The 14,491-nt window shown below is 39.4% G+C and carries 12 protein-coding genes; 9 read left to right on the top strand and 3 right to left on the bottom strand.

What is annotated here, in order from left to right; genetic code table 11:
• Nucleotides 1-198: 198 nt before the first annotated feature.
• Nucleotides 199-753, bottom strand: coding sequence for a sigma-70 family RNA polymerase sigma factor (locus tag AC04NP_RS07865; protein ID WP_482858993.1), 555 nt, complete (start codon nt 751-753; stop codon nt 199-201).
• 184 nt (nt 754-937) lie between these two features.
• Between AC04NP_RS07865 and AC04NP_RS07860 the strand changes: the two genes are divergently transcribed.
• From AC04NP_RS07860 to AC04NP_RS07830, 7 genes are all read left to right on the top strand, one after another.
• Nucleotides 938-2,071: a FecR family protein gene (locus AC04NP_RS07860; RefSeq protein WP_482858992.1), complete on the top strand. Its 1,134-nt coding sequence runs from the start codon at nt 938-940 to the stop codon at nt 2,069-2,071.
• A 246-nt stretch (nt 2,072-2,317) separates the two neighbouring features.
• The gene (locus tag AC04NP_RS07855; RefSeq protein WP_482858991.1) at nt 2,318-5,626 is read left to right on the top strand and encodes a TonB-dependent receptor; all 3,309 of its coding nucleotides are present in this window, start codon (nt 2,318-2,320) and stop codon (nt 5,624-5,626) included.
• A 12-nt stretch (nt 5,627-5,638) separates the two neighbouring features.
• Nucleotides 5,639-7,132, top strand: a complete 1,494-nt coding sequence (locus AC04NP_RS07850) for a RagB/SusD family nutrient uptake outer membrane protein (protein WP_482858989.1) — start codon at nt 5,639-5,641, stop codon at nt 7,130-7,132.
• Nucleotides 7,133-7,397: 265 nt separating this feature from the next.
• Nucleotides 7,398-8,951, top strand: coding sequence for a hypothetical protein (locus tag AC04NP_RS07845; RefSeq protein ID WP_482858988.1), 1,554 nt, complete (start codon nt 7,398-7,400; stop codon nt 8,949-8,951).
• Between the two features lie 240 nt (nt 8,952-9,191).
• On the top strand, nt 9,192-9,383 hold the full coding sequence (locus AC04NP_RS07840) for a glycoside hydrolase family 2 TIM barrel-domain containing protein (RefSeq protein ID WP_482858987.1): 192 nt from the start codon (nt 9,192-9,194) through the stop codon (nt 9,381-9,383).
• Between the two features lie 725 nt (nt 9,384-10,108).
• On the top strand, nt 10,109-10,447 hold the full coding sequence (locus AC04NP_RS07835) for a transposase (RefSeq protein WP_482858985.1): 339 nt from the start codon (nt 10,109-10,111) through the stop codon (nt 10,445-10,447).
• 59 nt (nt 10,448-10,506) lie between these two features.
• Nucleotides 10,507-11,466, top strand: a complete 960-nt coding sequence (locus AC04NP_RS07830) for a hypothetical protein (protein WP_482858984.1) — start codon at nt 10,507-10,509, stop codon at nt 11,464-11,466.
• A gap of 260 nt (nt 11,467-11,726) precedes the next feature.
• Here AC04NP_RS07830 and AC04NP_RS07825 read toward each other — a convergent pair whose 3' ends face one another.
• Both AC04NP_RS07825 and AC04NP_RS07820 read right to left on the bottom strand, forming a co-directional pair.
• Complete coding sequence (locus tag AC04NP_RS07825) at nt 11,727-12,155, bottom strand: hypothetical protein (protein ID WP_482858983.1); 429 nt, start codon at nt 12,153-12,155, stop codon at nt 11,727-11,729.
• Between the two features lie 48 nt (nt 12,156-12,203).
• The gene (locus AC04NP_RS07820; protein ID WP_482859220.1) at nt 12,204-12,308 is read right to left on the bottom strand and encodes a helix-turn-helix domain-containing protein; all 105 of its coding nucleotides are present in this window, start codon (nt 12,306-12,308) and stop codon (nt 12,204-12,206) included.
• Between the two features lie 120 nt (nt 12,309-12,428).
• On the opposite strand from AC04NP_RS07820, the gene AC04NP_RS07815 reads away from it, so the two are divergent.
• Both AC04NP_RS07815 and AC04NP_RS07810 read left to right on the top strand, forming a co-directional pair.
• Nucleotides 12,429-12,644 (top strand): hypothetical protein, encoded by a 216-nt coding sequence (locus tag AC04NP_RS07815; RefSeq protein ID WP_482858982.1) that lies wholly within the window; start codon nt 12,429-12,431, stop codon nt 12,642-12,644.
• Between the two features lie 17 nt (nt 12,645-12,661).
• Complete coding sequence (locus tag AC04NP_RS07810) at nt 12,662-14,431, top strand: hypothetical protein (RefSeq protein WP_482858981.1); 1,770 nt, start codon at nt 12,662-12,664, stop codon at nt 14,429-14,431.
• Nucleotides 14,432-14,491 lie beyond the last annotated feature (60 nt).

Below are 14,491 nucleotides of genomic sequence, written 5' to 3'. Positions count from 1 at the left end.
AAGTTTAAAAGCAATCTAATACCAGCAAGAAAAATAATGGTTTGTAGGAGCTTAAAATGGAAAAAGGCAGCCACCGGGAGGCAGCCGCCAATTTCGTTCAGCTATGGAAAACATGTTCACAAACATATTAACCTATTAAATATCAAGTCCAATTGTAGAAATCCGGGCTAAATAAGAATGGTTACCATCATTCTCCTATCAACCCGTGAAAATCAAAAGCCCCTTTCCAAACAGCAAAAAAGTCAAGAATATAGATATGAGGGGCTTTTTTACGACGTGGTTTTTAAAAAAAGCATAGGCCCGTTTCATCTGTGTTTTTACAGTATTAATAGAGATGTTATAAGTGTCCGCAATTTCTGCATAGCTCATACCACTTACCACATAAGAAATAAAGATTTCACGTCGGGTTTCAGGTAATTTCTCAAGTATTTTTTGTAATTCTTCTTCCTCAATGCTCTTTTCAAATAACTTGGGTAATTGATAAGTAGGCAAATCCATCTTTTTCAGCAAACTCATTTTGCGTTCTTTTTTCTCAAGATATTGCAGGCTAAGATTTTTAACCGCTTTAACAGCATAACTTTTGAAAGAATATCGTAAAGTAATACTATTATGCTTTTGGCAGTACCACACAAAAAAATCCTGTACGATATCCTTCGCTACCTCTTGGTTCTCTACAATGTTGAAAGCAACCATGGACAATAAGGCATAATGTTGCCTGAACTGATCGCCTATATCGACCTCTTCTTTCGCCATTTTACCAAACTTGTATCAATAACTATCATCATATAGTTATTACAGGAATAAGAAATTTCGCTGGAAAATTTATTGTTTTTTATTAAAAAAAAGCAATAAAAATCTCTTTTTTTTCAAAAAACATAAAAATCTCTGTCACCCCAATAAAAAGAAAACATAACATATTATTAAAACTGCCCATACTATGAGCGATCAGGAAAGGCTTTTGGAAGCGCTTAAACAACTTGAAAAAGAAGGTAAGATTAATCCGAAATTGAAACAGTTGTTGGGAAAAGACGAAAAGGAACTTTTGAAAGACCTGTACAAGAAAGGTCTGATAAAACATTCTTTACAATTAATGGATGAGCTGGATCCGGAAGCGGATTGGGATTTGGTAAAAAAGCGGTTGCAGAAAGCCAATTCTGCGCGCAAAGTGCGATTTACAATTTTAAAGTATGCGGCAGTATTGGTAGGTATTGCGATAATTTCTTATATGTTCCTGAAGAAGCAAGGTCCTATTGTGAATGCCATTGATGAAAATATTATCACATTAAAAATCGGGGAACAAGAGGTCAAAATGATTAATGAGGGTGAAAACCAAGAGATCCTATCCTCTGACGGTACGGTCATTGGCCTACAAAAAGGCAACTCACTTGTGTATTACAATCAAAGCAATGTAGATAAAATGCTCTATAACGAGCTTTGGGTGCCGTATGGCAAAATATTTAATATTGAGTTGTCAGATGGGACTATTATTCACCTTAATTCTGGAAGTAGCATCAGGTACCCTATCAGATTTATTGGTGATGGCAATAGAGAGGTTTCCCTCAATGGAGAGGCATATTTTAAGGTAGTCAAAGATACCGGACATCCCTTTATTGTAAATACCGGAAAGTTGGTTGTAGAGGTCTTGGGTACGGAATTTAACGTGTCTTCCTATGAGGAAGATGTGGAAATAAGTACTGTTTTAGTGGAAGGTTCCATACAATTGACCAATACTGACGCACCTGTCGATAAAGTATTACTGAGTCCTGGTTTTAAGGCCGGGTTTGATAAAAATGAACATTCTATAAAAACCAATGCTGTTGATTTGGACTTGCATGTAAGTTGGATTAATGGTGAGCTGATTTTCAGAAAATCGTCATTTGAGAATATGATGAAAAAAATAGAGCGAAAATACGATGTTACAATTTATAATAGGAATGCAAACTTGAGCCAAAAAAAATTCAACGCAAGATTTGATGTGAACATTGAAAGCATAGAGGATGTGATGCAATCGATTAGTAGCGTTACACCATTTGAATATACAATTGAAGACAATAATATAATCATCAACTAAATCGAAAAGGTATATGAAGTGAAAAATCCTACTTAAAACTAATTATCACCAAAAAAATCGGAAAATGGGTCTAGCGTCTTCCGATTTATTGACAAAAAAGAAAACCGAAAAATGGGTCTAGCATTTTCCGGTTTCATTAATTGATCAAACAACTAAAAAAGTATAGTTATTAACCAATACAAAAGTATGAAAAAATATCTTTTTGGTTGGGCATTTAGTATTCGGCCAACCAAAACTAACTTGAAAATGAAGCTAACTACTTTATTACTAATAGTTTCAGTGTTCGAAATTCACGCCAACTTTACATACTCGCAGAACACAAAATTGACATTGGAACTTGAAGACGTGACAATTGAGCACGTGTTCAATCAAATTGAATCTGTGTCAGAGTTTCGTTTTTTATTTGAAAGCCAGGAAATCGACCTCGATCGTAAGGTAAGTATTAATGTAAACAGAAAGAATATAAGATATATTCTCAATTTGCTCTTTAAAAACACTGATATAGATTATAAGACGCTCAATCGTCAAATATTGCTCACGAAGAAAAAATCACAAACTACTACCAATGAAGGCGTCGACAAAGAAATAACGGCGGTAAAGGAAGAAACTACGGTGCAGTTGAGTATTTCCGGTAACGTGGTCGACAGCGAGGGAGAACCACTCCCCGGGGCCAATGTTGTCGAAAAAGGAACTACCAATGGCACGCTAACCGATAGTGATGGGAACTTTACCTTAAAAGTTGCAGATGAAAATGCCGTATTGGTGATCTCGTATATTGGGTTTACGACACAAGAAATACCACTTAATGGAAGGGTCAATGTTTCAATAACATTGGAAACTTCCATCTCTGCTCTTGAAGAATTGGTGGTCATTGGATATGGTCAGGTTTCCAAAAAGGAACTTACGGGGTCTGTGTCCAATGTGGATGCTGAGGCACTTGAAAACTTGCCTGTTTCCAGAGTAGACCAGGTTCTCGCCGGTCGTGCAGCCGGTGTCCAGGTTACCAGTATTAATGGTGCGCCAGGACAAAGAAGCAGCATACGTATAAGGGGGGGCAATTCAATTAACGCCAATAATGAGCCATTATATGTGTTGGACGGGTTTGTTGTTGGCACAAACTTCGACCTGAATGCATTAAATGTTAATGATATCGAATCTATTGATATATTAAAGGATGCGACAGCCATCTCTGTTTATGGGGCCCAGGGCTCCAATGGCGTGGTGTTGATCACCACAAAATCAGGTAAGGGTTTGTCCGAGGGACAGTCCGAAATTACTGTTAATGCATACTCGGGCCAGCAAAACTTTGTTCGAAAAATAGATGTTTTAAATGGTAGAGACCTTGCGGAATATCAAAATGAAGGGGCTATTATAAGAAATATCCCTCTACCATTTCCCGATTTGGATGCAGTAACCACTACGGATTGGCAAGAAGAAATTGCGCAAACCGGCCTTATACACAATGTGGATGCTTCACTTTCAGGGAATACCGAGGATTTGAACTATTATACCTCGCTCAATTATTTTAACCAAACTGGTATCATAAAGAACTCAGGATTGGACAGGGTTGTGTTCAGGGCGAATCTGGATAAGAAGGCATCGGAAAAAATTTCTGTCGGAACACGCCTCAACCTTAGCAGAAGTAGAGCTGAAAACAATAAAACCAATTTCTTTACCGTACTCAAAGAGGCCTTTACCGCTATGCCCGTCTTTGATGAAAATGGGGAATACTCAGATTTACACCCGGTCACGTTAGATATTTTTAACAACCCAGTGCAAATCGTCAACGAAGTAGAGGACCATCAATTTAACACCGGTATTCTGGGTAGTGTTTATTTAGACTACAGACCCATCAACGGCCTTACCTTCCGCTCTACTTTTGGTCCGGATATCCGGATAACAAAACGTAACCGTTATAGACCAGGTACCCTTCCGGAAAGAGCTGCTTCTAACCAGGGAGGTTTCGCAACGATCAATAATAGTTCCTTTATCAGTCTTTTAAATGAAAATACATTGACTTATAAAGGGAATATAGGAGATAACCATAATTTTGATGCTTTCGTAGGTTTTACCTGGCAAACCACCCAACAAGAAACTTCCTTCAGTCAAGGCCAAGGTTACACCAATGATGCACTTTCATTTAATAATATGGGAACTGGAAATCCTGAACAGAACAGGTTGGGTTCCAATTTTGTGGAAAGGAGTATTGTATCCTGGCCGGCAAGGATAAATTACAACTATCGATATAAGTATCTCTTTACCATTGCAGGGCGTGTAGATGGTTCATCGGTTTTTACAGAAGGTAATAAGTATGCCTTTTTTCCATCGGTTTCTGTAGCTTGGAACATTATCGAGGAACCCTTTATGTGGGACCTGACTGCGTTTACCAATCTAAAATTAAGGGCAAGTTATGGCGAAGCCGGATCACAGGCAATAGGTCCTTATCAGACATTGTCCCGATTGAACACAATGAATGCATTTTTTGGTACTTCCCAAACGCTGGGCGTAGTAAAAGGAAGACCCCCTTCAGATTTAAGATGGGAAACCACCGAACAATTGGATATATCCCTTGAAGCAGGCTTTTTTGGTGATAGGCTAAACATGGAAGTAGGATACTATAATAAAAAGACAAGAGATCTCCTTTTGGGGGTAAGTATTTCCCCTATTACAGGTTTCGGAAACCAATTGGCAAATTTTGGAGCTATTCGGAATAAGGGATTGGAATTGACCTTGTCTTCGGTAAATATTGACAATGGCTCCTTTAAATGGACAAGTAACCTGGCGATATCCGGTAACCGCAGTGAAGTTTTGGATATTGGTGCCGCCCCTTTTCTTGGTGGTGTTCAGGGAAGAATTACTGTTGGCGAGCCAGTGGGACTATTCAAAGGATTAGAATACATAGGCACAGTACAGAACCAGTCCGATCTGGATAATCCGCCGGCAGATTGGTTCCTTCCTGGAAATGCCCAACTAGGTTTTCCAGTGTTTCGTGATTTGGACGAAAGTGGAGGGTTGAGTGTAGACGATTATGTGACACTAGGTGATCCGGAACCTGATTTTTTTGGAGGTTTTAATAACACCTTTTCCTATAAAGGTTTCACATTGGACGTGTTTCTCCAATTCTCACAAGGCAATGATATATTTTGGAGGGATATGGCATGGAGAGGTTTTTTTGGAGACCATGCCTCAAATATTTTTGTATCCGCACTAAACCGATGGAGTCCGGAGAATCCAACTTCAAATGTTCCCAGAGCTGGTACGCATTCCTTTGTTGCTGCTTCCACCTCCAACTCCCAATTTGTGTTTGACGGATCATTTTTAAGATTACGGACAGTGAGACTGGCTTATGATATTCCGTTCGATAAAATTAAAGGTATCAAAGGCCTCAATCTTTATGTGATTGGAGATAATCTAGCCATTCTAACGGATTATATTGGGTATGATCCTGAAGTTAATGTCCCTCCCGGGGGTAGCACTTCGGTTGTAAGAGGTCAGGATTCAGCTACCTACCCACGCAATAGGGGTTTCACCCTGGGGTTGAACATGAAATTTTAACTAAAGAAACACATGAAAAAGATTATATACATATCACTAATGTTTTTGGGAGTTACAACTTCCTGTGATGACTACCTAGCTGAAGATCCTAGAAGCATCCTTGCACCAAATAACTTTTTTAAATCTGATGCCGAGGCCGATGCTTCCATTGCCGGTGTGTATACCCAATGGAGGTCGCAAAATTTGTATGGTAGGACATTGATGATCTGGAATACTTTTGGGACTGACGAAATGGTACCGACCAGAATCTTCGGTCCGGCTTTGCCATTGTGCGACTATACCCTTAACTCTACAGATCGGGGCTGGACAGATCAAATTTGGTGGCCCATGTGGAAAGTCATTACTGATGCTAATGGGGTGATCGCAAATGTAGAAGGTAATGAAGCTATAAGCCAAAAAACCCGGTTAAGAGTTTTGGGAGAGGCAAAATTCTTAAGAGCCTTGGCCTATTACCATCTTACTCATGCTTTTGGTGATAATGCATTTTACACGGATGATTTGTCTACCGAGGAAATTGAGCTTCTAACCCAGACTGAAGCCGTTACTATTGTCGAAAGTATTGAAAAAGACCTTGCAGATTCCAGTAATGAACTTCCCAATACAGCAGAAGCGGGAAAAGCTACCAAATGGACATCCAAAACCTTACAGATGAAGTTGCTCTTGTATTTGGGAAGATGGGCAGAGGCCGAAGCCGTGGGAGAAGAGATTTTGTCTTTATCGGGTTTAAGCTTAGATCCGGATTATGCCAATATATGGGCAACCAGGGATCAGGATAATCCGGAGGTAATCTGGAAAATGGTATACATTAGCAACCTAAGCGCTCAGGATTTTAGCGATTGGTATAACCCCAGAATTGGGGATGAACCTGCCGATGCCGAACAAAAACAAGCATTGATCGACGCGCTGGCTGCAAATGATGAAGGTTTCACGGGTTATGGACTGGCCGGGCCAACCCCTACTCTTATTGCCGGGTTTGATGATGATGATACTCGTAAGGACATCACTGTAGTAGATACTTACGAAGGGATTCCCTTGAATTTTACATATTGCGCAAAATTTCAAGGTCTTAACCAGACCACATCACCCCGTACCAATCACGAAGAAGACATCATAGTTTTTCGATTGGCAGATGTAATCTTAATGTTGGCCGAAGCCGAAAATGAACAAGGCAAGACGGCAGAAGCGGCAGCGCATATAGACCAGATCAGAGTCAGGGCTTATGAACCGGATAGACCTCCTTTGACCGGATTATCTACAGATGATATTCGTGATATCCTATTTGATGAACGAAGAAATGAACTGGCCGGGGAAGGGCACCGAAGATATGATTTGGTACGTTGGGGAAGACTGATAGAAACTGTCCGAAACGTAGATTATGGGCCCGATTATTTTCCACAAGGAAATATTCAGCCATTCCATGTACTTTTCCCACTGAATCCCAACTCCATAGAAATTGCCAATGAGAGAGCGGGTACTGAAGTCTTAAGACAAACCCCGGGATATTAAGAACTAGAACTGTTTTGAATTATATGACAGTTAGTCTAAGTTGAGTAATTTAGTATGTAACTCCTCAAGAAATATTTCCTGAGGAGTACTTTTAAAGGATTCCCTCTAAAACTGAACGAGTCTCAATGATTAAAAATAATAAACAAAATTTCAAAAAAAGAACATGAAGGCAAATCGAATAATTGCACTGATGGTAATACTTGCGTTCTGCGGTTGTAAACACTTGGATAAGGTGATGGCGCAAGAGACAGTAAATCTGGTGCCTATGGAAACTAGTACTGCGCCTAATTACTGGTGTACTTGGTATTGGCAAAATTACCTGATCCTTAAAGGGCAACCTGTTACCAATCCGGATGCAAGGGCTATCTACTCGAACCCTGCGGCTCGGGATGAACTCACAGAAAAGACCACTTTTGGTGAACAGGGCATGGCCCGGGTCATGCTTCCCAAAACAAGAGGGGATTATTACTTCTTGATAGACCATGGTTGGCAGGATAAGAGGATAGGGAAGAACACCTTCTTTACAGGGATTATGGATACCATTGATTTTCCGCGTTATTCGCATTTGACCCCGAAAGATCGATTGAAGCAAATGAACGAAGACATCAAAGAATTAGGTTGGAAAGGACTGGGCTTATGGTACAGAGGGAGATTGACCGAGGAAGAAATGCGAGTGCAAATAGCATGGAGCAAACATGCCGGGATCGAATACTGGAAAATAGATGGAGGGGATACTGAACACTACTACGCCTCAAAGATCAAAAAGGAGGTTTATCCCCAATTGGTATTGGAGCATATTACCGGTGCTGGCCCTGTAAACCCTAAATGGGATCAGTCTGGCCTTGATTATTACCCTTCCGTATACAGTAAAAAGGAATTGGTAACACAAAAACTACAAGAGTCCACTACATTGGATGGAGCTACCAAAAAAGTAGAAGCATCATTTAATGCCATTAAAAATACCGATGTATTCAGGACCTATGATGCCGCACCACTCCTGGTATCTACGACCACCATGCAGAGAATTCACGATATTCTGGTCGAGACTGCAGGAAATGAGGAGTACAAGGCCATGTTGAATATCCAGGATGACTGTAATGTTGCTGCGGCAATGGGCACCTTGGTTGCGGTGAAGCGCCACCCCATGAAAACGCCGAGGATGTACCAGGGAAAAGACTTTCATCTACAAATGGCCGGAGACCGCCAAGTGGACAAACGACTCAACGAAATGGACCGTTTGGCCGTGTGGCAGCGGATCGCACCTCCGATGCCCGCTGGTTATGGAACCTATTTACATTCCGCACACAATCTTCTGGATAGTATTGTATTTGGCGTAAACGACACCTGGTTTAAAAGGGCACATGGAAAAATGGTGAGACAAAGTGCCCCTGCCATTATGAGCCGCAACATTGCCTTGCCCAATGTACGGACAGACGATATACAACCATACGTAATGGCATCCAAATTTCCAAATGGGGCAATTGCCGTTGCCACAGAAGGTCGGGTTACTCCAGAAAACAGTTGGATAGAGCCAAAAGCCCATGTCTTTTTGAAGGAAGCCACGATAGATACATTAATAGGAATATTTGGAAATTATGCCTCTTTATCCATGGAGTTCCGGGAAGGGCTACCGGAAGGCATATCAATATGGGCGCAAGATCTTCTTGCAACGGAAGCGATAGACATCACTGAAAAGGTAGAAATCAATGGAGATAATATTAAAATTCCCGGGAATTTGATTGAGGAAATCGGAACCATGGGAAATGATGAAGGAGATATTTCGGTCCCAGGCATGGTATTGAAAGTCGTTTCACCGTGAAAGCCCAAAGTACTGGTAAGCCATTTAACCAAAGCATACATTTCGTAGGACATAGGTGTCCCGGAAAGCTGATTTAGATGATCCATCTGATCCTTGGCAACGAATCAGGTTTGGTTTCAATTACACCACCATGTTCAATTGGATACGGGCTTTTGATCCAACGCGATCCATGCATTAAGAAGGCGCACAAACCACGGGGTTAAACAAAAAGTTTGGATGGGGTGATTAAAGATACTGACTATGTGGACATGGTCAGCCGTATATACAATTCAATCGGGTAAATTTGAAATGTCCAATCTTGAGGGTAAGTACCGACCCGTGATTTGGTGCGAATATGCCCACTCCATGGGAAATTCTACGGGTAATCTATACCAGTTTTGGGATGCTATCCGCATGAACAATCGCTTAATTGGCAGTTATATCCGGGATTAGGTAACCGAGGGCTGTTGCAGAGAATCAAAGATGTTACGGAATTTCATGCTTTTTGGGGAGATATGGGGGATACCAAAATAAACTAAGGAAACCTATGCCATCTTTATTCAAATTGTATTAAAATTGTGTCATATACGTTCTCTTAGATAATAGCCCGTCACTTTTTGTGAACAAAGCGGTGGGCGTCTAAACTGGTTTCCTGGCAAATTTTTGAATATCAGACAGATAGAAATGATATCGTGATCCTTTCGAGATCACTACTTTCAGAAAATTTGTAGGTCCCTGGTTTTTAATCAGTCACTCCATTGGAAATTTCACAGTTTGGTACCCTTTTAGTATGGGGGGTAAAACAGAAAGTTAATTATTACAAAAAGGCAAAAACCAAAAAAATCTATGTTTGGGGTAAATGTACAGGGATTTTGTGGATTTTAAATGAGCATATTTTAGAAAAACAGAAAGTTAATTTTTGGTATTTGTAGGTAATCTGAGTATAAAAACAAAAAATTTTGATACTAATATCGATATGAAATGTGTAATAAGTGCTCTAAAAAGGCCTCGCTTCTAATTAATTATTTCTGGTAAAAATGGCTTTAGAGGGCATTTTTAGGGGTTTTGATCGTTAATTATTAGAATAAAAACCCCAAAAACGTACTACATATAGCATTTTTTGGGGTTTAGTGTTAGATTGTAGTTGAGAAAAATAACAATCCAAACCTCAATCTACTATGCAACAAACACTTTTCCAAGTTGAGCAGTTTGATCATCCAAAATTGCACTTATTCAAGCAGACCGCTTTGGGCCAAATCCATCAGACCATTCCCTGGGAAGCGCTTTCAAGTTGCCTTCCACGGATAGATAAATCCAAAACAGGCCCAAAGCCCTGGTTTACCAATCAGGGGATGTTGGCGCTCATGTTTTTAAAACACTTACTGGATACCAGCGATGAAAAGCTAATTGAGCGTTTTAATACGGACTGGTCCCTTCAATTATTCTGTGGTAAACTGTTATCAGAGACCGAAAAGTCAGAGATACCGCCATTGTCTCCAAGGTACGTGGTTATATAGCCGATCAGGCTGACTGGCAGCAACTTCAAGCAGGGTTACTTTCCCATTGGAAGGATGATATGGATTTAACTGCTTTGTTGTTGATGGATGCGACCGTTTACGAGTCTTATATAAGATTTCCTACCGATGTAAAATTACTTTGGGAGAGTTGTACTTGGGGCTACCAGCATATACTGTTCAAAAGCTGCAAACTATTGAAGATCAAAAGACCCAGGAACAAATTCATTGACCAGAAACGTAAGCAACAGACTTATTTTAAACTGCGCAAGAAGTCTTACAAAAAAGGAAGGAAACGTCACACCTCCTTACTTTACCTGTTAAGGAAAGGCCTGGATCAACTGCAGCAAGTCCTTGACGACCATCCCAACTTAACGCTGACCCATTTACAAGGTCATTACCTTCGCACCATCAAAAAGGTGCTTATGCAGCAACAAAAACTAGCCCTTGATCCAAAGGCCAAAATTGCCGACCGGATCGTTTCTTTACACAAACCCTATATCAGAACCATCAAAACAGGTAAAGAAAACAAGCCCAATGAATGGGGCATGAAAGCGCATATGCTCCAATGCGATGGGGTGAGCTGGTTTGATTGTATGCAATTCAATCCCTTCAATGAATGTAAGCGGCTGAAAATCACTGTTGCTAAGCACAAACAAGCTTTTGGTCACTGTCATCAACTAGCAGCTGATCGAATTTATGCGACCAACGAAAAACGCAGGTATTTAAGCGAAAAACAAATCTTTCACGGGTTCGTAACAAAAGGCCGCCAGCCAAAAGATCACAACAAAAACAAAGCCATTGATGTATTGAAGTCACAAATCAATAAAGTGCGATCTACTCACCTGGAAGGTGCATTTGGCAATCACAAAAATCATTATGGCCTTAGAAAAGTCAAGGCCCTAAGAGAAGAAACCGAGAAAACCTGGGTGTTTTTTGGTGTCATGGATGCCAATGCAGTGTTATTGACCAAACGCAGGCGCAAACCCCCACCCGAGGAGTCGCTCAAAAAAGCAGCCTAGCTAACCTACAATAATTGTACTGCTGAATCAAAGCAAAGACAGGATAGGTACGCCTTGTCCTGAAATTTAGCCATTCAGTATACCTGTATCACTATTAAAATTGTACTATGCTAATAATAAAACAAGACTATCATTTCAAAATATTGTTCAAATTACCAAACCCCAACTCATTAGATGCCAATAAGACTAATGAATAACCTAATTAGAAGGGAGGCCTAAAAAGTCTTAAAACAACGTTTTTATGTATGATTTTTACTTTTTTATGGATAACCAACAGATTTAAGAACAGTGTAATGCAGACTTTGAAATAATTTTTCCAAGTATTTGTAAAAACGTCTCAAACGAATTAAGTATTGAATTTTTGGATCTAATTCCATGTTGCTATACGGTTCATTGGAAAACGCAAAATACTGATTTTCAGATATTTCATTAAACATCTTATCTTCGATTTCATCATTTGTCCTTTTATAATTATCCACTTTCAGGGATTCTAATATATCAAATGACATAGCTATCCAATGATTAATAGTGTTTATTCTGTCCGTTATATCGTCGATTTCAATAACTATCTGGTTTTCAGCTTGTTTAAGTTTCTTTAAAATTTCTGAATTCTGAACAATTTGCTCACTTTTTTGCTCGTTTCCGTTTTTTGTCTCATATAAAAACATACTCCCTTTTCCAGTAATCAACCAGTCGGTAGAAACTTCAAATATTACAATAAGTGTTTTTAAAACACTTCAAGTGATATCTCTGTTTCCTAGTTCTAATGCAGACAAAAAGGACTGAGTGATTCCTAATTTTTCTGAAAATTCCTTTTGAGTAAGGTTTAAGGCCTTTCTCATCGCTTTTAGTCTGGTCTTTATTTCCATTGGGAAAGTTTTAAACAATAAAAAATATCACAAATTGTTGTAACATATAGTACTATTATTGTGTAAAATCATTGTAAATATAACAATAAAGACATGAATGAAGCAAAAACAAACTTAGAGTTACCACACGGAGCGATTAGGTTAATAGCCCAAAGAGCCGATGTATCATATACGCACGCTTATCAAACGATAAAACAGTATAAAAAAAAACCATCCATTGATTCAAAAAGAGCAAAAATTCTCATTGAGCTTAACAAATACATAAATGAGTCAAACCAACTACAAGCGTCAATCAAAATTAGTAATTAATACCCAAAAAGTAGGTTATGGAAGGCTTACAAGGCCATATAAGAAAGAAAGGTCAAAATCTGTGGATTAAATATCCTTATTTCGAAAGTAAGGGGATACCTCGCAGTACGATTGATACAGGTGTATGGAGAAAGCAGATCATTAATAACAAAAACCCATTTGACCGCAAGCCAGAAATCCTTTATTCCAGCCTTACAAAATCCATTAAAGACCGCATAGACCCCGAACATGAATTAATCGCGTTAGCAAAGCAATCCAAAGCCAATACCAAAAAGGAAATTATACGTATTGAGGTATTGAATTATGTAGGAGAAAACACCTATGATTACAAGAAAAATTACGATGACATTGCCAGTAGAGAAAAATGTGTAGAACTGGCTAAAAAGCAGGCAGTATATGAAATACTTATAGATTTATCAAATACATCCTATACCCTGAAACAAATCTTTGAAGCCATACGAGGCTGGGACTACCTGCCTTTCAAACTCACCAGCTATGAAAGCTTTACAAAAAGGCTGAAAGCCATAAAAAAAACCATTAAAGACAATAATTCAAACTGGAAGGTACATAATGGCATGTTCGGCAATCAGAATAGAAATAAAATTGATCTCAAGACCAACGGAAATGCATTAATATGTTGGTATGCCCAAAGCCCCGGAATCAACTTGGAGGACGTTTTTCAACTTTATAAAAGGAAGCATAAAAGCTATAATTGGCCTGAAATAAAGTCAGTAAAAACCATAGCTAATTTCCTTAATAAACCCGAAATCCGGCATATTTGGTATGCTGCAAAACATGGCGAAATCGCAGCAAGAAAAAAACTTGAATATAAATTAAGCCGTCAAAAAGCTTCATTCCCGGATGCGCTTTGGTTGATTGATTCCACAAGAATTGATTTAGAAATAACTGACCAAAACGGAAATTGGACCCAATCATTAGACATATGCTACGTTTTCGATAGCCATTCCAGTAAGATTGCGGGTTATTCCATCGGCAGGGGTGAAACTACCCATTTAGTTTTGTCTGCCACTAAAAACGCTATACGCAATACCGGCCATTTACCATATCAAATCTCCTACGATCCCGGCAGCGCGAACATAAGCCATGAGGCAAAAAGCTTTTTTGATAAAATATGCAAAATACACTTCCCACACGAAGCCAAAAACCCGGCTGCACTAAGAGCCGAGCGATATATAAAAGAATTTCAATACAACTATTTAAAATTTCTGCCAAGCTGGACGGGCGGAAACATTACAGCAAAAAACAGAACCAGCAAGTTAAACCCTGACATTTTACAAGCACTCAGAAAAGCGGGGGAACTGCCAACGGTTAACGAGTTTGAAGGCATTATTCAAATGGTGGTCAAAGCCTACAATGAAAGCGATTGGAAAGTAAAAACACCCCGGTCTGATGTTTACAACACCCCGCATCCCAAAAGGAGGAAAGTTGACCAATCGGATATTATAGAGCTTTTCATGGCCAAAAGGCGTAAGCCGGTAAAATATACGACAAGTGGTTTAACCATTGAAATTAACAAGGAAAAATATACCTACACAGTGAAAGATGCTGACGGAACTATTGACGGTGTATTTTACCGCAACTACCTGAATGAAAATTTCGAGGTATGGTATGACAATAAAAACCCTGAATGGATAGCATTATACTATAAAGGCAAAAAAGCAGCTATTGCCACTTTGAAAAACCTTCATCCGGAAGCTGTAGCAGACTACCAGCGCGGTGATAAGAAAAAGCTGCAAAAGACCTTAAAAAAAGAAAGGCTATACTAGAACAGGCAAAAAAAGAATTTCAGCAATCCCATATCAACAAGGAAAGTGAACTCATTTTAA

Source organism: Agaribacillus sp. DX54, assembly GCF_056858335.1.
The sequence above is the reverse complement of the archived record's forward strand: the minus strand, read 5'-3'. Positions and strand labels throughout refer to the sequence as shown.

Bases quoted from the DNA above. Each gene is read 5' to 3' on its own strand.
- AC04NP_RS07865 (WP_482858993.1), bottom strand. From the start codon at position 753: ATGGCGAAAGAAGAGGTCGATATAGGCGATCAGTTCAGGCAACATTAT.
- AC04NP_RS07860 (WP_482858992.1), top strand. From the start codon at position 938: ATGAGCGATCAGGAAAGGCTTTTGGAAGCGCTTAAACAACTTGAAAAA.
- AC04NP_RS07855 (WP_482858991.1), top strand. From the start codon at position 2,318: ATGAAGCTAACTACTTTATTACTAATAGTTTCAGTGTTCGAAATTCAC.
- AC04NP_RS07850 (WP_482858989.1), top strand. From the start codon at position 5,639: ATGAAAAAGATTATATACATATCACTAATGTTTTTGGGAGTTACAACT.
- AC04NP_RS07845 (WP_482858988.1), top strand. From the start codon at position 7,398: ATGGAAACTAGTACTGCGCCTAATTACTGGTGTACTTGGTATTGGCAA.
- AC04NP_RS07840 (WP_482858987.1), top strand. From the start codon at position 9,192: ATGTGGACATGGTCAGCCGTATATACAATTCAATCGGGTAAATTTGAA.
- AC04NP_RS07835 (WP_482858985.1), top strand. From the start codon at position 10,109: ATGCAACAAACACTTTTCCAAGTTGAGCAGTTTGATCATCCAAAATTG.
- AC04NP_RS07830 (WP_482858984.1), top strand. From the start codon at position 10,507: ATGGATTTAACTGCTTTGTTGTTGATGGATGCGACCGTTTACGAGTCT.
- AC04NP_RS07820 (WP_482859220.1), bottom strand. From the start codon at position 12,308: ATGAGAAAGGCCTTAAACCTTACTCAAAAGGAATTTTCAGAAAAATTA.
- AC04NP_RS07815 (WP_482858982.1), top strand. From the start codon at position 12,429: ATGAATGAAGCAAAAACAAACTTAGAGTTACCACACGGAGCGATTAGG.
- AC04NP_RS07810 (WP_482858981.1), top strand. From the start codon at position 12,662: ATGGAAGGCTTACAAGGCCATATAAGAAAGAAAGGTCAAAATCTGTGG.